Source organism: Massilia rhizosphaerae (assembly GCF_016093545.1).
Lineage (GTDB): Bacteria > Pseudomonadota > Gammaproteobacteria > Burkholderiales > Burkholderiaceae_D > Telluria > Telluria rhizosphaerae.
The window spans coordinates 142,079-163,630 of sequence record NZ_JADKYX010000004.1 but is presented as its reverse complement, the minus strand read 5'-3'; the positions used below and the strand labels follow the sequence as shown (position 1 = coordinate 163,630).

The window sequence follows — 21,552 nt, the reverse complement described above, 5'->3', positions numbered from 1 at the left end:
TGAACCACGCACCAGACACCACAAGAACATGAGCCAACCGACCAACCTGCCATCCTTCTGGAGCCGGCTGTCCCTTGCCTTCGGCGCCTTCTTCAAGACCCTGGGCGACGCCGGGTTCGCCGCGCGCGTGCGCGACGACCAGGTCGGCCCCGTCGCCGCGCCCGCTCCCGCCCCGGCACCCGAACCGAAACCGGCCCCGGCCCCGGCCCCGGCCCCGCTGCGCATCGCCACGCCGGACGCCGCCCTGCAATTGCTGGGCCTCCTGCAGCGCGAAGCGCGCCTGATCGACTTCGCCAACGAAAACATCACGGTCTACGCGGACGCCGACATCGGCGCCGCCGCCCGCCTCGTGCACGAAGGCTGCGCGCGCGTGCTGCGCGAGCACTTCACCATCGAACCCGTGCGCGGCGAGCTGGAAGGCTCGCGCATCACGCTGCCGGAAGGCTTCGACGCGGCCAGCGTGCGCCTGACCGGCAACGTCGTCGGCAAGGCGCCGTTCACCGGCACGCTGTCGCACCGCGGCTGGCGCGCCCGCGACGTGCGCCTGCCGCAGCTGGCGGACAAGCACGACGCCGCCGTCATCGCCCCGGCGGAGGTGGAACTGTGAACGACATCGCCAACAACGATGCCCGCTATGCCATCGGGATCGACCTCGGCACCACGCACAGCGCGCTGTCCTACGTCGACCTGCAGGCCAGCGACGGCGAACAGGCCGACCAGGGCGTGCTAGGCATCCCGCAACTGACCGCGCCCGGCACCGTCGACGCGCTGCCGCTGCTGCCGTCGTTCCTGTACCTGCCGCATCCGGAAGAACTGGCGCCGGGCGAACTGGCGCTGCCGTGGACGAACGGCCAGGCCGCGCCCGCATCGTCTTATGTCATCGGCGAGATGGCGCGGAGTCGCGGGGCAAGCACGCCGATCCGCCTCGTGTCCTCGGCCAAGAGCTGGCTGAGCCACCCGAGCGTGGACCGCCGCGCCGCCATCCTGCCGACGGACGCGCCGGAAGAAGTCGAGCGCGTGTCGCCGCTGGCCGCCTCCACGCGCTACCTCGAACACCTGAAAGCCGCGTGGAATGCGGCGCATCCGGAGGCGCCGTTCGAGCAGCAGGCCGTCACCGTCACGATCCCGGCATCGTTCGATCCCGCCGCGCGCGAGCTGACGGCGGAAGCGGCGCAGCGCGCCGGCTACGGCAACCCGACCCTGCTGGAAGAACCGCAGGCCGCGCTGTACAGCTGGATCGAAGGCAGCGGCGGCCGCTGGCGCAAGCAGGTCAAGGCGGGCGACATCGTGCTCGTCGTGGACGTGGGCGGCGGCACGAGCGACTTCTCGCTGATCGCCATCCTCGAGCGCGACGGCAACCTGGAACCGCACCGCGTCGCCGTCGGCGACCACATCCTGCTGGGCGGCGACAATATGGACCTGGCGCTGGCCCACCTCGTCGCGCGCAAACTGCAGACGAACGGCACGCAGCTGGACGCGTGGCAGATGCGTGCCCTCACCTACGCCTGCCGCGGCGCCAAGGAACACCTGCTGGCCGACGCCGACGCGACCACGTGGCCGATCGTCGTGCCGAGCCGCGGCTCGAAGCTGATCGGCGGGTCGATCCGCACGGAACTCACGCGCGACGAAGTCACCACCTTCATCACGGACGGCTTCTTCCCGCGCGTGGACGCGGCCGCGCGCCCGGCCGTGCGCACCCGCGCGGGCCTGACGCAGGTGGGCCTGCCGTACGCGCAGGACGCCGCCGTCACGCGCCACCTGGCCGCCTTCCTGGCCCGCCAGGCCGGTGCCACGGCCGCGCTGGAAGGCTTTGCCGGCAACGTCGATCCGAACCATTCCTTCCTGCACCCGAGCGCCGTGCTGTTCAACGGCGGCGTGTTCAAGTCGGACATCCTCGCCACGCGCGTGATGGACACCCTCAACGACTGGCTCGCCACGGAAGGCGCGGCACCCGCGCGCATGCTGGAAGGCGCGGACCTCGACCTGGCCGTCGCGCGCGGCGCCGCCTACTACGGCTATGCGCGGCGCGGCGGCGGCGTGCGCATCCGCGGCGGCACGGCCCGTTCCTACTACGTCGGCGTGGAGTCCTCGATGCCCGCCATCCCCGGCTTCGAGCCGCCGCTGGAAGCGCTGTGCGTGGCGCCGTTCGGCATGGAGGAAGGCAGCGAGCTGGAATTGCCGGGCCAGGAATTCGGCCTCGTCGTGGGCGAGCCCGTGCACTTCCGCTTCTTCGGCTCGACCACGCGCCGCGAGGACCGGATCGGCACCGTGCTCGAATCGTGGCACCCGGACGAGCTGCAGGAACTGAACGAGATCCAGGCGACCCTGCCGGCGGAAGGCCGCACGCCGGGCGACGCCGTGCAGGTCAAGCTGCACGCGGTGGCGACCGAGGCCGGCACCCTGGAACTGGTGGCCGTCGCGCGTGACGGCCAGCGCTGGAAGGTCGAGTTCGACGTCCGCAGCACCGAGCAGTGACCCGCACGCCAGCAGACCGCGTCGGCATCGACCTCGGCACCACCAACACGGTGCTGGCGTTCGCCGCCGCCGGATCGGACCACGTCGCCACGTTCGCCATCCCGCAACTGGTGGCGCCCGGCGAAGTCGGCACGGCGCCGCTGCTGCCGTCGAACCGCTACCACCCGCTGGCCGGCGAACTCGCCGCGGACGCGCTGCAACTGCCCTGGGTCCAGCCGGACGTCGGCGGCGTGGAACGCGTGGCCATCGGCCGTCTCGCGCGCAGCCTCGGCGCGGCGTCGCCGGGCCGGCTCGTCGCGTCGGCCAAGAGCTGGCTGTCGCATCCGGGCGTGGACCGCACGGCGCCTATCCTGCCGTGGGGCGCGCCGGACGACGTGCCGAAAGTCTCCCCGCTGGCCGCCAGCGCCAGCTATCTCGCGCACCTGCGCGCGGCCTGGAATACCCAATATCCGGGACGGCCGCTGGAACGCCAGCAGATCGTCCTCACCATCCCCGCCTCGTTCGACGAAGGCGCGCGCGCCCTCACGCTGGAAGCGGCGCGCCTGGCCGGCCTGCCCGACGTGCGCCTGCTGGAAGAACCGCAGGCCGCGCTGTACGACTGGCTGCAGCGCCACCGCGCGACCCTCGCCGCCGACCTCGGGGATGCGAAGCTGGTGCTCGTGGCCGACGTGGGCGGCGGCACCACCGACTTCACGCTGGTGAAAGTCGAACTGCGGGACGGCCAACCCGCGCTGTCGCGCATCGGCGTAGGCAACCACCTGATCCTCGGCGGCGACAATATGGATCTCGCCCTGGCCCACCTGGCCGAATCCCGGCTGGGCGACGGCCAGCGCCTGTCAGCCGGGCGCCTCGCGCAACTGACGGAACGCTGCCGCGCCGCCAAGGAACAACTGCTGGCGCCCAACGCGCCGGACGAAGTCGGCGTGACCTTGCTGGGCGGCGGCGCGCGTCTCGTCGGCGGCAGCCGCTCGGCCACGCTCACGAAAGCCGACGTCGAACGCATCGTGCTGGACGGCTTCTTTCCCCGCAACGAGGCACAGGAAGGCCCGCAACGGGCCCGGGCCGGCATCGTCGAATTCGGCCTGCCGTATGCGAGCGACCCGGCCATCACGCGCCATCTCGCGCACTTCCTGCGCCAGCACGCGCAGGCGGCGCGCGCGGCGCTGGGCCGCGCGGACGACGGCCGCCTGCCCGTCCCCGACACCTTGCTGCTGAACGGCGGCGTGTTCCGCGGCGACGCGCTGGCGCGGCGGCTGGCCGACGTGCTGGCGGCCTGGCGCGGCGCGCCCATCCGCGTGCTGCACAATGCGGATCCGGACGTCGCCGTCGCGCGCGGCGCCGTCGCGTATTCGCTCGCGCGGGCCGGCCTCGCGCCCGCCATCGAGAGCGGCTCGGCGCGCAGTTATTATTTGCTGCTCGACGACGCCCCGGGCGACCGCAAGGATGGACAACTGCGCGCCGTGTGCGTGCTGCCGCGCGGCGCCCGCGCCGGCGAAGAAATCACGCTGGCCGAGCGCAGCTTCGCCCTGCGCGTGGGGCGGCCCGTGCGCCTGAACCTCGTGTCGGCCGTGGCCGGCGCGTCCGCGGCGGGCGATCTCGTCGACCTCGATCCGAACGACGTGGTGCGCCTGCCCACCATCGCGACCGTGCTGCGCGCGCAGGATGCGAAGACGGCGTCCATCCCGGTCCGGCTGGCGGCCGCGCTGTCGGAACTCGGCACCCTGGAGATGTTCTGCGTGGCCGAGGATGGCAGCGGCCAACGCTGGCGCCTGGAATTCCAGCTGCGCGGCGAAGACGAGGCGCCGGCCGCCGACGCGGCCGCGCATCCGCAGCTCGACGACGCCGTCAAGCGCGTCGACCGCATCTTCGGCGCGCGCAATCAGCAAGTCGAGGCACGCGAAATGCGCCAGTTGCGCGGCGCGCTCGAACACGTGCTGGGCGGACGCGAACGGTGGGAGACGCCATTGCTGCGCCGCCTGTTCGACGCCCTGATGGAACGCGCGAAAGGCCGGCGCCGCTCGGCCGAACACGAACGCGTGTGGCTGAACCTGGCCGGCTGGTGCCTGCGGCCGGGCTTCGGCGACCCGCTCGACGACTGGCGCATCGGGCAGCTGTGGGCCTTGTTCCCGGCCGGCGCCCAGTACGCCAAGGACAGCCAGGTGCGCGCCGAGTGGTGGACCTTGTGGCGGCGCGTGGCCGGCGGACTGTCGACGGAAGCGCAACTGCGCCTGCTCGACGACTTCGCCTTCAACCTGCAGGCGGATCCCAGCGAGCGCGCCAAGCGTCCCGCCACGCTCGTCGACGGCAGCGAGGACGACATGCTGCGCCTGGGCGCGTCGCTGGAACGCATCCCGGCCGCGTACAAGGCCGAGATCGGGGACTGGATGGTCGGCCGCATCATGGGCATCCCGGTCACGCCCAAGCCCGACGCGAAGGCGGCCGCCACGTATGCGCGCTACCTGTGGGCGCTCGCGCGCGTGGGCGCACGGGCGCCGCTGCACGGCAGCGCGCACGAGGTGGCGCCGGCGGAAGCGGCCGGACGGTGGCTGACGGACCTGATGAAGCTGGACTGGAAACGGATCGAGCCGGCCGGTTTCGCCGCCGCCCACCTCGCGCGCAAGACGGGCGACCGCACGCGCGACATCGAGGAGGACCTGCGCGCGCAGGTCCTGCAACGCCTGGCCGCGAGCGGCGCGCCGGCCAGTTGGTCCGCCATGGTGCGCGACGTCGTCGAACTGGACCAGGAAAGCCGCGCGCGCATGTTCGGCGACGCGCTGCCGCCGGGCCTCAAGCTGCTGCGCTGAACCGGCACGCCGGCTTCCAGCACGCAGCCGGCTTTTCGGGCATCATCCCTTCACCACCGAGTCATCGAAGGAGAGTGCAATGTCCGACCCCACGAACCCGTTCACGTCCCCTTACGTCCCGCCCCGGGTCTGGTCCCCGGCGACGCCGTCGGGCGGCGCCTTCGCCGCCATCAACCGCCCCGTCGCGGGCAAGACCCACGAGCAGGAACTGCCGGTCGGCAAGCATCCGCTGCAACTGTATTCGCTGGGCACGCCGAACGGGCAAAAGGTCACGATCATGCTCGAGGAACTGCTGGCCGCCGGCCACGCGGGCGCGGAATACGACGCTTGGCTCATCCGCATCAACGAAGGCGCCCAGTTCGGCAGCGGCTTCGTCGACATCAATCCGAATTCGAAGATCCCGGCCCTCGTCGACCGCAGCGGCGACACGCCCGTGCGCGTGTTCGAATCCGGCTCGATTCTCGTCTACCTGGCGGAAAAATTCGGCGGCGCCTTCCTGCCGCAGGATATCCCGGCCCGCACGGAAACCTTCAACTGGCTGATGTGGCAGATGGGCGCGGCGCCGTTCGTGGGCGGCGGCTTCGGCCACTTCTACGCCTATGCGCCGGAAAAACTGGAGTACCCGATCAACCGCTACGCGATGGAAACGAAGCGCCAGCTGGACGTGCTCGACCGCCTGCTGGCCGAGCGCCGCTTCGTCGCGGGCGACACGTACACCATCGCCGACATGGCGATCTGGCCGTGGTACGGCGGCCTCGTGCTGGGCGAGCTGTACGACGCCGCCGAGTTCCTGGCCGTGCACCAGTACCAGCAGGTGCGCCGCTGGGCCGACGAGGTCCGCGCGCGCCCGGCCGTGGTCCGCGGCCGCAAGGTCAACCGGGTGCGCGGCAAGCCGGAGGAGCAAGTGCTGGAGCGCCACGACGCGGCGGACCTGGACTGATCCGCGCCCCGGCCGCTGCCGGGCGCCATTTCTCTTTCCCCGTGTCTAGCGGGCGCGCGGCGATCTCGATTGTGGCTAGTATCGTCCGGTCGGACCGGCATCCGGGACCGTCCGGCCGTGTTCGAGCACGATTGAGTGAACGCAAACGCGCACCGGCCGGCTCCCTTACCCTGAATGGGTTGCCGCACCGACGGCCCTGCAATCATCGACATCAGGAGGTTAAGATGAGCTACGCAGATCGCGACAAATACGGCATGTACAAATCCACGAGCCGCCATGCCGGCCCCGGCCCGGCCCTGATGGGTGCCGACACCCTGCTCGGCGACAGCGTCGTCAACGCTGCCGACGAGGACCTGGGCGACATCAAGGAAATCATGCTCGACATGCAGACCGGCCAGGTCGCCTACGCCGTGCTGTCCTTCGGCGGCTTCCTGGGCATGGGCGACAAGCTGTTCGCCGTGCCCTGGCAAGCCCTGCACCTCGACACCGTCAACAAGCGCTTCGTGCTCGACATCGACAAGCAGCGCCTGCAGAGCGCCCCGGGCTTCGACAAGCACGCCTGGCCCGACATGGCGGACGCCCAGTGGGCCCAGCAGATCCACAGCTTCTACGGCACCGACCGCACGCGCCAGGGCGCGCCCACCATGGGACCGGACGTGAGCATGCGCGGCATGGCCGGCGGTGCCGGCGCCAGCACGGGCGCGGGCGCCGGCATGGGCTCCATGGGTGCCGGCCATGCGGGCTCGGCCGACACGGGCGCCGGCAGCGCGATATCGGGCGGCGGTGCGGGCGGCAGCCTCGACCCGCGGTCCGGCACCAGCGGCAGCGACAAGGATCTAAGCAAGATCCGCGGCAGCAACCTCGGCTGACGACCGGCACAGCGCCGCCAGTCACCACACCCAAGCACGGTCGGCACTCGCCGGCCGTGCTTGGGGCAGCGTGCCCGCGCGCCGTGCCCACGATACGTGTCGTTACAACTTGTAACGTCAACAGTGCATCGCTTTTCCGGGCAATCTGGCAGACTGACGGAATGCAACATTTACGAATCAACCACTTTCACGATACGAAGGCGTGCAACACGCGCGTCATCGCAATCTGTTGAAATCTGCTGAAATCTACGACTTCTTGAAAAAAGCTTTACCCAACTTTACAGCAGTGCCCGTTCAACGCCATCCATTCACCCTCTACAATCGTCGCGTCCTATCGTCTGTACAATGTCACGGAAACGTCCACATGACCACGCGCCCCCTGAATTCGACACCGCACCATGAAAATCTCGAGTGAACAGACGCTGGAACTGGACAGCTGGGGCGGCCGAACGCGTCGGCAGGCCGACCCGGCCGCCTTCGAAGCCGACTGGCTGGCCGACACTACGCCGCGCACGGCGCTGGTCGACCGCGCGCTGCTGGCCCGCGCCGACAAGATCCTGTTCATCGCCCACCTGGCGCTGGGCGATTTCACGTACCTGCAAAGCTGCTTCGCCGCCTTCGCGCGCGCCTTCCCGCACCTGGACATCCACCTGTGGGTCGACGAGCGCCGCCGCACCAACCGGGCCGCGGACTGGCCGCACCTGAAAAAATATGCGCTGTACGACTGGCTGGCCGAATGCCCGCACATCGCCAAGGTCTACAACGAAACCTACAGCCCGGCGCTGTACGAGGCGTCGCTGCAGGAAGCGCAGCGGCAGGATTACCCGGTCGTCGTGTCGCTCGCCGTGCTGGACCGCCACAAATACGCCGGCATGGCGCGCAAGATCAGCCCGCGCGGCTTCGTCGTGGGCCAAAAGAAACGCGTGCGCCCCTACGACCTGCCCAAGCATCTCGCCTACCGCAAGCTGGATGCGTTCATTCCCGCCTACAACGCGGCGTCGCACCCGGACCAGCACATCAGCGACATCTACGCCGAATGGTTCACGCAATTATTCGGCATCGCGATCCCGCCGGCCGCCCGCTATCCCGTGCTGTCCATTCCCGACCGGTGGATGGCCTACGCGCGCGACCAGTTCGCCGCCTGGGGCTTCGAGGGCGCCGGATCGAAAGTCGTCTTCCTGAACGCGTATTCGAAGTCGATCGAGCGTTCGTGGCCGCTGGAACGGGTCATCGAACTGATCCGCACGATGCGGCGGGACGCGAGGTGGCGCGATGCCGGCTTCGTCGTCAACGTCGTCCCCGAAGACCTGGCCCGCGCCCGCGCCCTGTTCGCCGGGCAGGACCTCGCGCGCACCCATCTGTTCAGCGCCGAAGACAACTTCTTCCAGCTGCCGGCCGTGCTCAGCCTGTGCAAGCTGATCGTGTCCGTCGAGACGGCCGTCATGCACCTGGCGAACGCCGTGCACGTGCCCGTCATCGCGCTGATGCGGCAAAAGAACCCGGAATGGACGCCGATCGACACGCGCAACAGCACCGTCATCACCGTGGCGCGGCGCGACGACTGGGTCGACAAGATCGGCGTGGACGACGTGATGGCGGCACTGGCCCGGCAAGCAACCTGAGGCCTAAGGCCTGAGGCCCGAGGCCTGCCCGTGCGCTACTCGCGGCCCAGCGCTTCCCACGCCGGCAGGGCGAATTCCTTGCGCTCGCGGGTATAAAACCACGCCATCAACAGGCCGAAACACGCGCCCGCGGCCAAGGCCCTGAGCGCCACGCCGGCGATGCCGACGCCCTGGTGCGACCACACCAGCATCCACATGAGCACGCCCCAGACGCCGGTGAACCAGCCGCCGTAGACGAGCGCGATGCTGGCGAAGCCGAGGAAATGGGGCGGGCGGACATTGACCCCGAGCTTCCACAGCAGCCGGAACAGCAGCGGCTCGGCATGATTGCGCGACAGGCCGCGCTGCGACAGCACGGCAAGGGAACGGTCCAGTTGTACTCGAAATTGCATATGACGACGCGATAAAACCTGCCGAGATATTGAACAGGAAGTGCCGCCACATTACCAGTTACGCCGCCGAAAAAATGCGTGCATTGTCACGGAGTCATCGTTTGCATGCGCCGCGCGATCAGCGCAATATAGTTAGGTAGGCTACCTATATTAATGATGACCAACACACACCGCCACGAACGCGTCGAACGCCTGTCCGAAGACCTGCGCACCGCCCTCAAGGGCATCGTGCGCCGGATGCGGCGCGACACGGAACGCCAGGAACAAGGCCTGTCGCTGATGCAGGCGATGCTCCTGCACCTGATCCACGAACATCCCGGCATCGGCGTGGCCGAGCTGGCGCGCATGCAGCAGGTGCGCAGCCCGACGATGAGCGGCCAGGTCAAGGCGCTGGAAACGGCCGGCCTCGTGACGCGCGCGCCCCTGGCCGACGACCGGCGCCGCAGCGGCCTGCACGTCAGCCAGGTCGGCCATGCCGCCCTGCGCCATCTGCGCGACCAACGGCACGACTGGCTGTCGCAACGCATCGCCCGCCTGTCGCCCGACCAGATGGAGGCGCTCGCCGGCGCCGTCGACATCCTCAACATCCTTGCCGACCATGAAGACTGAATCCACCACGCCCACGCACGACGCGGCGCCCGCCGACGCGCGCGAAATCCGCTCCGTCTACCTGGCCCTGATGGCCGTGCTGGGCCTCGGCGCGCTCGACCAGAGCATCGTCGCCACCGCCCTGCCCCGCATCGTGGGCGACCTGGGCGGCATGGCCCACCTGTCGTGGGTCGTCACGGCCTACGTGCTGGCGTCCACGGCGACGATGCCGCTGTACGGCAAGCTGGCCGACCAGTACGGCCGCAGGCCGATGATCTTCACGGCATTGGCCACGTTCCTGGCCGGCTCCGTGCTGTGCGGCTTCGCGCAGAGCATGACGCAGCTGATCGCGTTCCGCGCCGTCCAGGGCATGGGCTCGGGCGGCTTCATGCCGCTGGCGCAGATCATCATCGGCGACCTCGTGCCGCCCAAGGAACGCGCGCGCCGCCAGGGCTCGATCGCCATCGTGTTCGCCGTCACCAGCATCCTCGGCCCGGTGCTGGGCGGGATCATGACGGACCTGCTGTCGTGGCACTGGATCTTCCTCATCAACCTGCCCGTCGGCGCCGTGGCCTTCTACGCCATCGCGCATTCGCTGCGCAAGCCCGTGCGCACGCACGCGCACCGCATCGATTATCTCGGCTCCCTGCTGCTCACGGTGTCGATCACCGCGCTGCTCCTGATCCTCGCGCTGGGCGGCACGGAGTGGCCCTGGGACGGCGTGCAGGTGCAGGTGTGCGCGGCGCTCGCGCTCGTGCCGGGAGGCTGGCTGCTCGTGCACCTGCGCCGCGTGCCGGAGCCCGTGCTGCCGCCGGACCTCTTCCACAACCGCGTCTTCGACATCGCCAGCATCGTGATGGCGCTGACCTTCATGGGCCTGATGGGTGCCAGCGTGTTCTTCCCGCTGTTCTTCCAGCTCGTGATGGGCAGCAGCCCGGCGCATTCGGGCATGATGACGGTGGCGATGATGATCGGGATGATCTCCTCGTCCACGCTGAACGGCCGCGTGCTGTCGCGCTCGGGCAAGTACAAGGCCGTGCAGCTGGCCGGGCTGGCGGCGGCGGTGGCGGCATTCGCCATCCTCTCCTGGGCCATGGACACGGCGCGCGGCTACTGGATCATCGAGCCGGCCATCTTCATGCTGGGCGCGGGCCTGGGCCTCGTCATGCCGAACATGACGATCGCCGTGCAGAACGCGCTGCCCGTCCCGCGCCGCGGCGTGGGCACGGCCATGCTGAGCTTCTTCCGCTCCTTCGGCGGCCTGCTGGGCGTGACGGGCTCCGGCGCCATCCTCGCGCACCAGGTGCACGCGCACGGCATCGCCCAGGTCGCGCGCGCGGGCGCGCACGGCGCCGTAACCGTGCTGCCCGCCGCGCAGGCGCTGACGGTGGCCGTGTACCGCCACGCCATCGCCAACATCTTCGGCGCCGGCGCGCTGATCGTGCTGGCGGGGCTCGTCGTGCTGCTGTTCCTGCCGGAGTTGCCGCTCACCGGGCATCCGGCGGCGGCGCCGGCCGCACCGCCCGCGCCGACGGCGGAGTGAACGCCGCGGACGTGCTATCGTTCCCATCAACAGGAGAGAGACATGGCCAGCAAGAATACGATTTGTCTTTGGTACGACAACGACGCCCTGGACGCGGCGACGTTCTATGCACAGACGTTTCCGGACAGCGCCGTCGGCGCGGTCCACCGCGCGCCCGGCGACTATCCCGCCGGCCAGCAGGGCAATGTGCTGATGGTCGAATTCACGGTGATGGGCCTCCCGTGCCTCGGCCTGAACGGCGGTCCGGGCGTGAAGCACAACGAGGCGTTCTCGTTCCAGGTCGCCACAAGCGACCAGGCTGAGACCGACCGCCTGTGGAATGCGATCGTCGGCAACGGCGGCCAGGAAAGCGACTGCGGCTGGTGCAAGGACCGGTGGGGCCTGTCGTGGCAGATCACGCCGCGCGTGCTCCTGGACGCCGTCACCGACGCCGACGGGGCCGCGGCCAAGCGCGCGTTCGACGCGATGATGACGATGAAGAAAATCGACGTCGCGGCCATCGAGGCGGCACGGCGCGGCTGACGCCCGCCGGCGCCGAGGTCACGCGCCGGCCAGCAGGGACAAGGCGCCGCCGCCGACGTCGCGCGCGGCCGATGGCGCCGGGCGCGCCGCGTCCTGGCGCGGCCCATGCACGCAGTCGAGCGCCAGCAACGGGCGGACCGCGGCGCCGTCGCCGTCGCGCTCCAGCGCCGCCATCACGGTGGCCGCCGACGCGCACAGGCGGGTGACGATGCGGGCCTGGTTGCGGCCCTGCATCTTGCCTTCGTAAAGCGCCCAGTCGGCCAGGCGCACGGCGCATTGCCAGTCGAACGCCTCGCCGGGCAGGGGCCGCAGCGCGACGATGCCCGCGGTGAGCGTGACGGGGATCGGGCAACTGCCCCCGTCGACCGGCGCCGACCCGACCGCCTCCAGCAGGCGCGCCGCCATGCCGGCGACGCGGCCCGGGTCCATGGCGGGCGCGAAGACCATGAATTCCTCGCCGCCCCAGCGCACGACCATGTCGGTATCGCGCACGGCCGCGGCGAGCCGGCGCGCGACGTCGACGAGGACCGCGTCGCCCACGCCATGTCCCCAGCGGTCGTTGATGCTCTTGAAGTGGTCGATGTCCATGAGGACGAAGCAGTCCATGCCGTCGCGCGCGCCGTTGCGTGCGCTGTCGCGGCGCTCGGCACGGCCGTCCTGGATGCGGCCGGCCATCCGGTTCGTCAGCGAGCGCCGGTTGTGCAATCCCGTCAGCGCGTCGTGGGTCGAGCCGAATTCGAGCTGGGCGTTCAATTCCTTGAGCCGCGCATTGCTCCTGGCCGCGCGCCGGTACATCACGTACACGACCGACCCCGCCAGCACCGTCAGCACGGCGGCGAACGTCGTCGCGAACTGCACCGTACGGCGGTTGCGCAGCTCCGCGTCCTTCACTTTGTTCTCGCGCTGCAGCAGGACGATCTGCTGGCTGCGCCGGTGCGCGTCGAACTCTTCCTGCAATGCGGCGATCGCGCGGTCGCGCGCCACCCGGGCGCTCTGCTGTTGCAGCGCCTGCTGCTCGCGGACGATCGTCAGCGCCTGCTGATACTGACCGGCGCGCTCCAGCATGCGGCCTTTCTCGTCCAGCATCGCCTCGAGATCGGCCGTGAGTTTCCCCTTGCGCATGTCGGCGATCACGCCGTCGACGTAAGGCAGGCCCTCCGCGAAGCGTCCCTGTCCCATCAGGGCGAAACCGAGATTGGCGCGCGCCATCTGCATGACGTTCTGGTCGTTGACCTTGTCGGACACGACCAGGGCCTTGCGCGACTCCTGCTCCGCGCGCACGTAATCGTGGCGGATCAGGTAGTAGTCCGCGATATTGCCCCGTATCGCCGCCTCCATCCCCAGCAGCCCGGCACGCATCGCCGTCGCCAGCGCCTGTTCGAAAGCGGCGATGCCTTCCTCGCCCCGTCCCAGCCGGATGAGGGCGACGGCGCGGGTGAAGTGCAGCGAAGCGAGCGGGCGCAGCGGCATCGGCCGTTCCGCCAGGCCCAGCTTCGCGCTGTCGATCGCCTTGGCGGGGTTGTCGGCATTGATGTACACCTGGCAGATGCGGCCGTACAGCGCGGCGCGCTTCCCGCTCTCGCCGGGCACGCCCTGCAGCAGGCGCAAGCCGCGCAGATAGGCCGCCAGCGCCAGGTCGAACTTTGCCCGCAGGTTCAGGATGTCGCCCCGCATGCGTTCGACCGACACCTTGAACGTCAACGAGACGTTCGCCGGCGCCTCCTTCACGATCTTGTCCAGCGCGGCTTGCGCCGCGTCCAGCCGGCGCCGGTCGATCATCTCGCGCACGGCGCCCAGCCGGGCCAGCGCCGCGCCCGCGGCGTCGCCGTGGTCCAGGGCCAGTTGCAACGACGTGCGCGCCAGCGCATACGACGCGTCCAGCTGGCCCACGTCTTCCCTGAGCCACGCCTCCACGCGCAACAACGCCTGCCGGTCCTCGTAGGACGCGTCCGGCCCCAGCTTGCGGCGCGCGGCGGCCACCCGGTCGAGGGCCTGGCGCGGGGCGTCTTCCGCCAGCCGCTGGATGCGCGCCACTTCCGCCCGCACGTCCACCGGCTGCGCGGCACGGGCGGCCGGACCGGGCGCCATCATGGCGACGAGCAGGACAACGACGAGGCGGTAAGCGAAAACCATGGACGGATGAGCCGGCAGTAGCCAATACATTGAGTCAAGCTCATTGTCCGTCGGACTTATATTTACCTCAAGGAAATTTCACTGAGCAACCGGCAATGTGACGTGATCGATGTATGAGCACAACATCGGACGCGGCCGGCGCGGAATGTTATCGTATAACATCAATGTTACGTAACAGCGGAAGCATTTCATCCGGCCCACCCCGGCCGCCGCGTATCGATATCGATTCCGATATCGATACGCCATAAAAAGTTATTAGTATCTCGATAATTCCTGCACTACATTGTCCTCGCCTGCCCGCATCCTGCGCAAGCGACATGCTGAGCCGGCGCGTCATGTTATCGCAACCATTCCGCATCCAAAAATCACGGTGCGGACCGCGCGACGGCATGGCGCCGGCATCGGTCCCTTCCACCACACCAGGTAGATCCCATGCACAAAGATAAGACCAAAACCATTGGTCAGACAGGAGACTTATCGAGAGCCATCCGGCGCACCGCCACGTGCGGCACCCTGATGCTCGCAGCGGCGTTGCCGGCCGCTGCCCAATCCACCACGCCGCCCGGCGCGCGCGCGGATGCGGATGCCCGCGCCCACGGCCTCGTCGCGCAGATGACGCTGGACGAGAAGATCGCCCAGCTGCTCAACGTGGCCCCGGCCCTGCCCCGCCTCGGCATCCCCGCCTATAACTGGTGGACCGAGTCGCTGCACGGCGCGCTGGGGCCTCTGCCCACGACGAACTTCCCGGAACCCATCGGCCTCGCGGCCACGTTCGACGCGCCGCTCGTGCACGAGGTGGCCTCGGCGATCAGCACCGAGGTACGCGCGCTGCACACGCTGGGACGCCGGACCGGGCACCTGGGCAAGATCGGCACGGGCCTCGACACGTGGTCGCCGAACATCAACATCTTCCGCGATCCGCGCTGGGGCCGCGGCCAGGAGACCTATGGCGAGGACCCGTACCTGACGGCGCAGCTGGGCGTCGCGTTCATCCGGGGCATCCAGGGCCCGGACCCGGACCTGCCGGACGTGATCGCCACGCCCAAGCACTTCGCCGTGCACAGCGGGCCGGAATCGACGCGCCACGTGGCCGACGTCTTCGTGTCGCGCCACGACCTCGAGGACACCTACCTGCCCGCGTTCCGCGCCGCCATCGTCGACGCCAGGGCCGGCTCGATCATGTGCGCCTACAACCGCATCGACGGCCAGCCGGCCTGCGGCAGCGACCTGCTGATGAAGGAACACCTGCGCGGCGCCTGGGGCTTCAAGGGCTACGTCGTCTCCGATTGCGACGCCGTCACGGACATCGCCGACCACCACAAGTACGCGCCCGATCCCGCCGCCGCGGTGGCCGTCGCGCTCAAGGCCGGCACGGACAACGAGTGCAACACGAAGACGCTCGGCGACGCCAAGGACGACCTGGGCGCGCGCTACCGCGAGGCGTGGCAGCGCGGCCTGATCTCGACGGACGACATCGACCGGGCGCTCGTGCGCCTGTTCTCCGCGCGCTATCGCAACGGCGACCTCGCCGGCCTGCCGGGGCGCGCGCCGAACGCCGTGTCCGTCGATGCGATCGACACGCCCGCGCACCGCGACCTCGCGCTGCGGGCCGCGGCGAAAAGCCTCGTGCTGCTCAAGAACGACGGCACGCTGCCGCTCAAGCGCGGCGTGAAGGTCGCCGTCATCGGTCCGCTGGCCGACGCCACGCGCGTCCTGCGCGGGAATTATTCGTCGACGCAATCGGCGCCGCCGATCTCCGTCGTCGACGGCCTGCGCCGCGTGCTGGCGCCCGCGCAGGTCACGCTCGTGCCGGCCGGCGCGTCGATCACGGACGGCGATCCGGTCCCCACCACGGCCCTGCGCACGCCCGACGGCAAACCGGGCCTGCGCGCCGAATACTTCAACGGCGGCGACGCCAGGCCGGTCGCCGTCCGCGTCGAACCCGGGCTGGAATCGCATGCGCTGCAGATGAAGGCCGTCGCGGACCGGCACAAGGTCGTGTGGACCGGCTATCTCGTCGCGCCGGCCACGGGCACCTATCGGCTCGGCGTGACCGGCGTGCAGGGCGAGCTGACGGTGGCCGGCAAGCCCGCCGTCAAGGCCACCAGGTATTCGCAATGGGGCGAGCCGTTGAAACTCACGGACGTGCGCTTGGAAAAAGGCCAGCGCTACCCGCTACGGTTCCAGACCGAGACGGGGTCCTCGGGCGTGCCCGGCCTGTTCTGGAAACGGATCTCGACGGCGCCCGAAGCCGAGCTGAAAGCCGGCACGGCGGACGCCGACGTCATCGTCGCCGTCGTCGGCCTGACGTCCGACCTGGAAGGCGAAGAGATGGCCATCAAGGTCGACGGCTTTTCCGGCGGCGACAAGACGTCGCTGGACCTCCCGGCGGACCAACGCGCCTTGCTGGAACAGGCGCGGGCGCTGGGCAAGCCGCTCGTCGTCGTGCTGATGAACGGCAGCGCCATCGACCTGTCGTGGGCGAAGGACCATGCGGCCGCGATCCTGGAAGCGTGGTATCCGGGCCAGTCGGGCGGGCGCGCCGTCGCCGACGTCCTCGCGGGCCGCGCCGATCCGGGCGGACGGCTGCCCCTCACCTTCTACCGCAGCATCGCGGACCTGCCCCCGTTCGACGATTACTCGATGCGGGGCCGGACCTATCGCTACTACACGGGCACGCCCGTCTATCCGTTCGGTGCGGGCCTCTCCTACACGACGTTCCGCTATGCGCCGCTGCGCGTCGAGCCGGTGGACGGCGCGCCGGAGCACGGCATCGTCGTCACGACGGAAGTGACCAACACGGGCACGCGCGCGGGCGACGAAGTCGCGCAGCTGTACCTGACGCCGCCCGCGTTCGACGGCGCGCCGCGGCTCGCGCTGCGCGGCTTCGAGCGGGTGTCGCTGAAGGCGGGCGAACGGCGCCAGGTCCGCTTCGCGCTGTCGCCGCGCGACCTCAGTTTCGTCACGCGCGACGGCGTCCGCCAGCTGACGCCGGGCCAGTACCGGCTCTCCGTCGGCTCGGGCCAGCCGGGAACGGGCGCGGCGCAGCAGGATGCGCCGCTCACGCTGAAGCAGGCCGTCGTGCTTGCGCAATAAAATAAAACAGGAGACGACATGAACACGACACGACGATTCGGCCGGCTGCTGACCGCGGGCTCCATTGCGGTGGCCTGCGCGCTCACCGCGCCGGCCCATGCGCAGAACGACAAGATGACGTCCATCGCGACGCCGGCGCAGCCGAATGCCGTCGATCTGGGCACGGGCCCGCTGCCGGGTGCGAAGGCGCAGGAAAGCTGGCACATGCAGTACGGCAGCCAGTTCGCGCGCAACGTGACGGTGGCGACCTTGACGCCGTTCCTGCCCGATCCGGCGAAGGCGACGGGCGCCGCCGTGATCGTCGCGCCCGGCGGCGGCTTCAAGACGCTCTCGATGAGCAACGAGGGCTGGGACGTGGCGAAGGCACTCGCGGACAGGGGCGTCGCGGCCTTCGTGTTGAAATACCGGCTGAACCAGACGCCGCCGGACATGGACGCGTTCGCGCGCGCGATGGCGCGGATGTTTTCCGGCGCCGCGCGGCCGCGGCCACCGGCGCCGGGCGATGCCGCATCGACGCTGGCGCCGCAGATCGCCGACGCGCGCGCCGCGTTCGCGCTCGTGCGCGCGCACGCGAAGGCCTGGCACGTGGACCCGGACCGCATCGGCATGCTGGGTTTTTCCGCGGGCGCGATGCTGACGATGGCGACCGCCCTGCACGGCCAGGACGCGAAACCCGCATTCCTCGGCGACATCTACGGGCCGCTGGCACCGGTCGCCGTGCCGGCCGGCGCGCCGCCGCTGTTCGTCGCGCTGGCGGCGGACGATCCGCTGTTCGGCAACGGCGGCTACGGCCTCGTGGACAGCTGGCGCGCGGCCAAGCGCCCGGTCGAATTCCACCTGTACGAACAGGGCGGCCACGGCTTCGGCATGTACCGCAAAGCCACCACCAGCACCGGCTGGTTCGATGCCTTCGCCCGCTGGCTGGGCATGCACGGCTACCTGAAGCCGGCGCACTGACGGCAACCGGCATCGGACGACGGGGCCGCGCGGCCCCGTTTTTTATTGCACGGATGTCAGCGCCAGGTCGAACACCAGCCCCGCGTTCGGCGGAATCTGGCCCGAACCGGCCGCGCCATAGCCCATGCTGGCCGGGATCAGCACCGTCCGCTTGCCGCCCACCTTCATGCCCAGCACGCCCTGCTCGAAGCCGGCGATCACCTGGTTCTGCCCGAGCGTGAACGTGTACGAACCGCCGTCGAACCGCATGCCCTTGTGGTCCGCCGCCGTGTCGCTGTACAGCCAGCCCGTGTAGGTCACGGTCGCGGTCTTGCCGGTCGCGGCTTCGGTGCCGGTGCCGAGGACGACGTCCGTCGCGCTGAACTGCGCCGGATTCGCCACCACGGTACTGGACGAAGACCCGCCACCGCCGCCGCCACAGCCTGCGAGGCTCAGGACGGCGACGAACACGGCAACGGATGCGGCGGCGATGGAAGGCTTGAGTTTCATTGGATCCCTGGTTGACTTGAGGTTGAGGAAAGGCAGGCAAGATTATCCCAGCTCCGCGCTTTACATTTGTATTTGTTTGTTACAAGTCCAAGGTTGTTTGTATGAGAAGGCTCCTCCGCAACAATTTTCCCTAAAACAAAAAATAGTTCGATAAGGAAACGTCGACAGGCATACACTGAACCGTCTCACCGCCGTAGATGAAAGATGCCCATGACCAGCCTTACGAAGTTTTTTGAAGACGTCAAACTGCCCACGATTTCCGAAGTCGCCCACGCCCTGATCGACACCCTCGACGACGAAGACGCGTCCACCAGGAAGGTGGCGGCGATCATCGCGCGCGACCCGGCGCTCACGGCCAAGCTGATGCGCCTGGCGAACAGCGCCCGCTTCGGTTCGCGCCGCGACGTCGGCTCGCTCGACGAAGCGATCTCGCTCGCGGGCATGGCCCACATCCGCACGCTGGCGCTGGCCGCGTGCTTTTCCGATGCCTTTCCCGCCCTGCCCGGCCTGGATTCCGACGAGTTCTGGAAAAGCAGCATGGCGTGCGCCGGCTACGCCAAGTGGCTGGCGGGCGGCCTCGGCATCGACGGCAGCGAAGCCTGGCTGGCCGGCATGATGCTGCGCCTGGGCGAGCTGCTGATCTACCAGGCGGCCCCGGCGACGTTCGCCGAGATCGAACAACTGCCGCACCTGCCGGGCGGGCGCTGGGAACGCGAACAGCGCCTGCTGGGCCTTTCGGAAGGCCAGATCACGGCCGAGCTGGGCCGGCGCTGGGACTTCCCCGACCGGATCGTGCTTGCGCTGGACAATTCGTCCGACCCGATGGCGGCGCACCCGTTCTGCCAGCTGGGCGGCATCATCCACCTGGCCAGCCTGCTGGCCGACACGCCGAGCGACGACCCCGCCATCCTCGACACGCTGCCGGCCGACGTGGTCGACACGCTGCGCCTGTCGCGCGAATGGATGACGGCGCGCTTCCCGGCGCACGCGTCGTTTTCGGCCGCGCCCTGACCTCGTGTAGCATGGTCGGCATCGCAAGGAGCCGACCATGCCGCATCAAACCATCCTCGAATTCAACACGTTCGGACGCGGCAGCCGCGACATCACCGCGGCCGTCGCCGACACCGTCGCCCGCTCCAGCATCCGCTGCGGGCTCGCGCACCTGTTCGTCCAGCACACGAGCTGCTCCCTCCTGATCACGGAGAACGCCGACCCCGACGTGCGCCACGACCTGGAAACCATCCTCCGGCGCTTGGTACCGGACGGCGACCCGGCCTACCGCCACCACACCGAAGGCCCGGACGACATGGCCGCCCACGCGCGCGCCATGCTGACGGCCACGTCCGTGACGGTGCCGGTCGGCGACGGACGCCTGCTGCTCGGCACGTGGCAGGGCATTTATTTGTGGGAGCACCGGGTGGCGGAGCATCGTCGCAAGGTCGTCGTCACGGTGATCGGCGGGTGAACGGATCGTGCATGGTACGCGCCATCCACGAGATCCGTGACAATGCGCGCATTTTCTAATGTTGCGATCTGATAACGTAGCGATCGACGATTCCTTTCGCACGGTCGAACCACACCATCATTGGCCTCCGCTAACACCCCTCTACGAAAACAATTCGTGCTTGCGCTTATCATCGGCTTGCACCTGCTCGCAGTAATGGCATGGTTGCACGAAAAGCGGCCGCGTCTGGTTCCCGGCACGACGCTGATCACGATCCTGCTGCGGCCCCCAACCAAAGCGACGGCGCCGGCGCCGGACCGGCCGATCCCACCGATCCATCACATACCAATCACCCCGCCGATGCCGAAAGTTCCCGAGCATGACATCTCGCTTCCGGACGCGCGCGCCGCGTACACAGGCGCGACTCGCTCCACTACCGCGTCAGACGCGGCAGCGCCCACACCGGCGAGTTCCCCCGAAAAGAACTTCGATATGGACCTTGTCCGGCGCCAGGCGAGCCGCGTCGCGCGAGCGATTGCCCGGGAACTGCCAAATGTACCGTCTGGCCCGGACTCGGCCTGGACCCGATTTGGGCGCGACGTCGACGCTGCCCACTACGAAGCGGGCGTATGGCAGGACAGCTACACGGCCGCCGACGGCACGATCATTTACCGCAAACACGTAGGCGGACGGACGATATGCCGGATGAGTGGAAACGTCGGTCCCGAAAACGGCGTCATCAAGGGGATCGACGAAGCCGGATCGATCGCGTGCCCGTCGAGGGCGCAATGGAAGCGTGAACCCTGATTTTCCGGCATATGCGTCAATGCGCAACGTGCTATTCTCGTTCGACCGCTTGGTCGCGTCGACCAACCAGCCCAATTGAAGTGAATGACTTTCTCTATGCCCGTATTACGGATCGCCTTCGCAGCGTTAATTGCCTTCGGCCTCGACCGCCTTTCCAAGATCATCCTCGTGCAAAAGCTGGCACTGGCGTCCGTCCAGCAGATCCCCGCATGGCCGCCCTATCTCAATTTCGTCATGGCCTGGAACAAGGGGGTCAATTTCGGCTTCCTGAATGGTTTCGATGCCCGCTGGCTGCTCGTCGCGCTCAGCATCATCGCCTCGGTAGCGCTGACGGTATGGGCACGCAACAAGCCCGGCTGGATGTTGACGCTGGCGTCCGGCGCCGTGGTCGGCGGCGCGCTCGGCAATGCCTATGACCGGGTGGCCTATGGCGCGGTGGCCGACTACATCAACATGAGCTGCTGCGGGATCCACAACCCGTATTCGTTCAACGTCGCCGACGTGTTCATTTTCGGCGGCGTGATGTTCCTGGTGATCGGCCTTGAGGCCGGGAAAAAGCACGGGAAATGAATGCGGTGAGTGTCCGCAAACTTCAGGAATGAATCAGGAGAGGAAATGTTAAAAACCGCACTTGTGAACGTGCTGAGAAAAAACTGCTTGCTCGTCGCAGGTATTCTAATGGCGAGCGGAATCGCCCAATACTGGCGCGACCATGACGTTTCCTTTTCGATGCTCTTCCTCGTCCTGCTGTCCGCGCTTGCGGCCGGGCTTCTCGTTGGTATTCCGGTAGAGCTTCACAGATTGCGCAACGCTCGTTAGTCATGTCGACAGTCCAACCCATGCACTCGCGGTGCTATCTTGACGAATTTGC

The 21,552-nt window shown here is 68.8% G+C and carries 19 protein-coding genes; 16 read left to right on the top strand and 3 right to left on the bottom strand.

Features of this window, described 5'->3' with window-relative positions; genetic code table 11:
• Positions 1–28 precede the first annotated feature (28 nt).
• The 6 genes from ISF28_RS08520 (at position 29) to ISF28_RS08495 (ending at position 8,710) form a co-directional block, all read left to right on the top strand.
• The gene (locus tag ISF28_RS08520) at positions 29–607 is read left to right on the top strand and encodes a DUF2760 domain-containing protein (protein WP_198116734.1); all 579 of its coding nucleotides are present in this window, start codon (positions 29–31) and stop codon (positions 605–607) included.
• Positions 604–2,475, top strand: a complete 1,872-nt coding sequence (locus ISF28_RS08515) for an Hsp70 family protein (protein WP_198116733.1) — start codon at positions 604–606, stop codon at positions 2,473–2,475. The genes ISF28_RS08520 and ISF28_RS08515 overlap by 4 nt, the downstream gene beginning before the upstream one ends.
• A complete protein-coding gene (locus tag ISF28_RS08510; protein WP_370663405.1) occupies positions 2,472–5,279 on the top strand; it encodes an Hsp70 family protein in 2,808 nt (935 codons plus the stop codon). Before ISF28_RS08515 ends, ISF28_RS08510 begins: the two co-directional genes overlap by 4 nt.
• 79 nt (positions 5,280–5,358) lie before the next feature.
• Complete coding sequence (gene yghU / locus ISF28_RS08505) at positions 5,359–6,219, top strand: glutathione-dependent disulfide-bond oxidoreductase (RefSeq protein ID WP_198116732.1); 861 nt, start codon at positions 5,359–5,361, stop codon at positions 6,217–6,219.
• A gap of 224 nt (positions 6,220–6,443) precedes the next feature.
• Positions 6,444–7,088 carry a PRC-barrel domain-containing protein gene (locus tag ISF28_RS08500; RefSeq protein ID WP_198116731.1) on the top strand — a complete coding sequence of 215 codons (645 nt, stop codon included), beginning with the start codon at positions 6,444–6,446 and terminating at the stop codon, positions 7,086–7,088.
• Between the two features lie 398 nt (positions 7,089–7,486).
• Positions 7,487–8,710, top strand: coding sequence for a glycosyltransferase family 9 protein (locus ISF28_RS08495; RefSeq protein WP_198116730.1), 1,224 nt, complete (start codon positions 7,487–7,489; stop codon positions 8,708–8,710).
• 35 nt (positions 8,711–8,745) lie between these two features.
• Here ISF28_RS08495 and ISF28_RS08490 read toward each other — a convergent pair whose 3' ends face one another.
• On the bottom strand, positions 8,746–9,102 hold the full coding sequence (locus ISF28_RS08490) for a DUF6404 family protein (RefSeq protein ID WP_198116729.1): 357 nt from the start codon (positions 9,100–9,102) through the stop codon (positions 8,746–8,748).
• A gap of 153 nt (positions 9,103–9,255) precedes the next feature.
• Between ISF28_RS08490 and ISF28_RS08485 the strand changes: the two genes are divergently transcribed.
• From ISF28_RS08485 to ISF28_RS08475, 3 genes are read left to right on the top strand one after another with little or no spacing between them, the layout of a single operon-like run.
• Positions 9,256–9,711, top strand: coding sequence for a MarR family winged helix-turn-helix transcriptional regulator (locus ISF28_RS08485; RefSeq protein ID WP_198116728.1), 456 nt, complete (start codon positions 9,256–9,258; stop codon positions 9,709–9,711).
• Positions 9,701–11,233 carry an MDR family MFS transporter gene (locus tag ISF28_RS08480; protein WP_229518954.1) on the top strand — a complete coding sequence of 511 codons (1,533 nt, stop codon included), beginning with the start codon at positions 9,701–9,703 and terminating at the stop codon, positions 11,231–11,233. Before ISF28_RS08485 ends, ISF28_RS08480 begins: the two co-directional genes overlap by 11 nt.
• A 42-nt stretch (positions 11,234–11,275) precedes the next feature.
• The gene (locus ISF28_RS08475) at positions 11,276–11,755 is read left to right on the top strand and encodes a VOC family protein (protein WP_198116727.1); all 480 of its coding nucleotides are present in this window, start codon (positions 11,276–11,278) and stop codon (positions 11,753–11,755) included.
• 18 nt (positions 11,756–11,773) lie between these two features.
• Here the strand turns inward: ISF28_RS08475 and ISF28_RS08470 are convergent, their stop codons facing one another.
• Positions 11,774–13,888 carry a tetratricopeptide repeat-containing diguanylate cyclase gene (locus ISF28_RS08470; RefSeq protein WP_198116726.1) on the bottom strand — a complete coding sequence of 705 codons (2,115 nt, stop codon included), beginning with the start codon at positions 13,886–13,888 and terminating at the stop codon, positions 11,774–11,776.
• A gap of 516 nt (positions 13,889–14,404) precedes the next feature.
• Here ISF28_RS08470 and ISF28_RS08465 point away from each other — a divergent pair.
• Together ISF28_RS08465 and ISF28_RS08460 are read left to right on the top strand one after the other, a co-directional pair.
• On the top strand, positions 14,405–16,984 hold the full coding sequence (locus tag ISF28_RS08465; protein WP_198116725.1) for a glycoside hydrolase family 3 C-terminal domain-containing protein: 2,580 nt from the start codon (positions 14,405–14,407) through the stop codon (positions 16,982–16,984).
• 18 nt (positions 16,985–17,002) lie between these two features.
• Positions 17,003–17,941: an alpha/beta hydrolase gene (locus ISF28_RS08460; RefSeq protein ID WP_198116724.1), complete on the top strand. Its 939-nt coding sequence runs from the start codon at positions 17,003–17,005 to the stop codon at positions 17,939–17,941.
• Between the two features lie 42 nt (positions 17,942–17,983).
• On the opposite strand, the gene ISF28_RS08455 is transcribed toward ISF28_RS08460, so the two are convergent.
• Positions 17,984–18,430 carry an FKBP-type peptidyl-prolyl cis-trans isomerase gene (locus ISF28_RS08455; RefSeq protein WP_198116723.1) on the bottom strand — a complete coding sequence of 149 codons (447 nt, stop codon included), beginning with the start codon at positions 18,428–18,430 and terminating at the stop codon, positions 17,984–17,986.
• 210 nt (positions 18,431–18,640) lie between these two features.
• On the opposite strand from ISF28_RS08455, the gene ISF28_RS08450 reads away from it, so the two are divergent.
• The 5 genes from ISF28_RS08450 (at position 18,641) to ISF28_RS08430 (ending at position 21,500) form a co-directional block, all read left to right on the top strand.
• Positions 18,641–19,441, top strand: a complete 801-nt coding sequence (locus ISF28_RS08450) for an HDOD domain-containing protein (RefSeq protein WP_198116722.1) — start codon at positions 18,641–18,643, stop codon at positions 19,439–19,441.
• Positions 19,442–19,478: 37 nt separating this feature from the next.
• Positions 19,479–19,895, top strand: coding sequence for a secondary thiamine-phosphate synthase enzyme YjbQ (locus ISF28_RS08445; protein ID WP_198116721.1), 417 nt, complete (start codon positions 19,479–19,481; stop codon positions 19,893–19,895).
• 156 nt (positions 19,896–20,051) lie between these two features.
• Entirely contained in the window at positions 20,052–20,681 is a 630-nt protein-coding gene (locus tag ISF28_RS08440; RefSeq protein ID WP_198116720.1) for a hypothetical protein, read from the top strand.
• 84 nt (positions 20,682–20,765) lie between these two features.
• On the top strand, positions 20,766–21,251 hold the full coding sequence (gene lspA, locus ISF28_RS08435; RefSeq protein ID WP_198116719.1) for a signal peptidase II: 486 nt from the start codon (positions 20,766–20,768) through the stop codon (positions 21,249–21,251).
• 45 nt (positions 21,252–21,296) lie between these two features.
• Positions 21,297–21,500 (top strand): hypothetical protein, encoded by a 204-nt coding sequence (locus ISF28_RS08430; protein WP_198116718.1) that lies wholly within the window; start codon positions 21,297–21,299, stop codon positions 21,498–21,500.
• Positions 21,501–21,552: the final 52 nt, after the last annotated feature.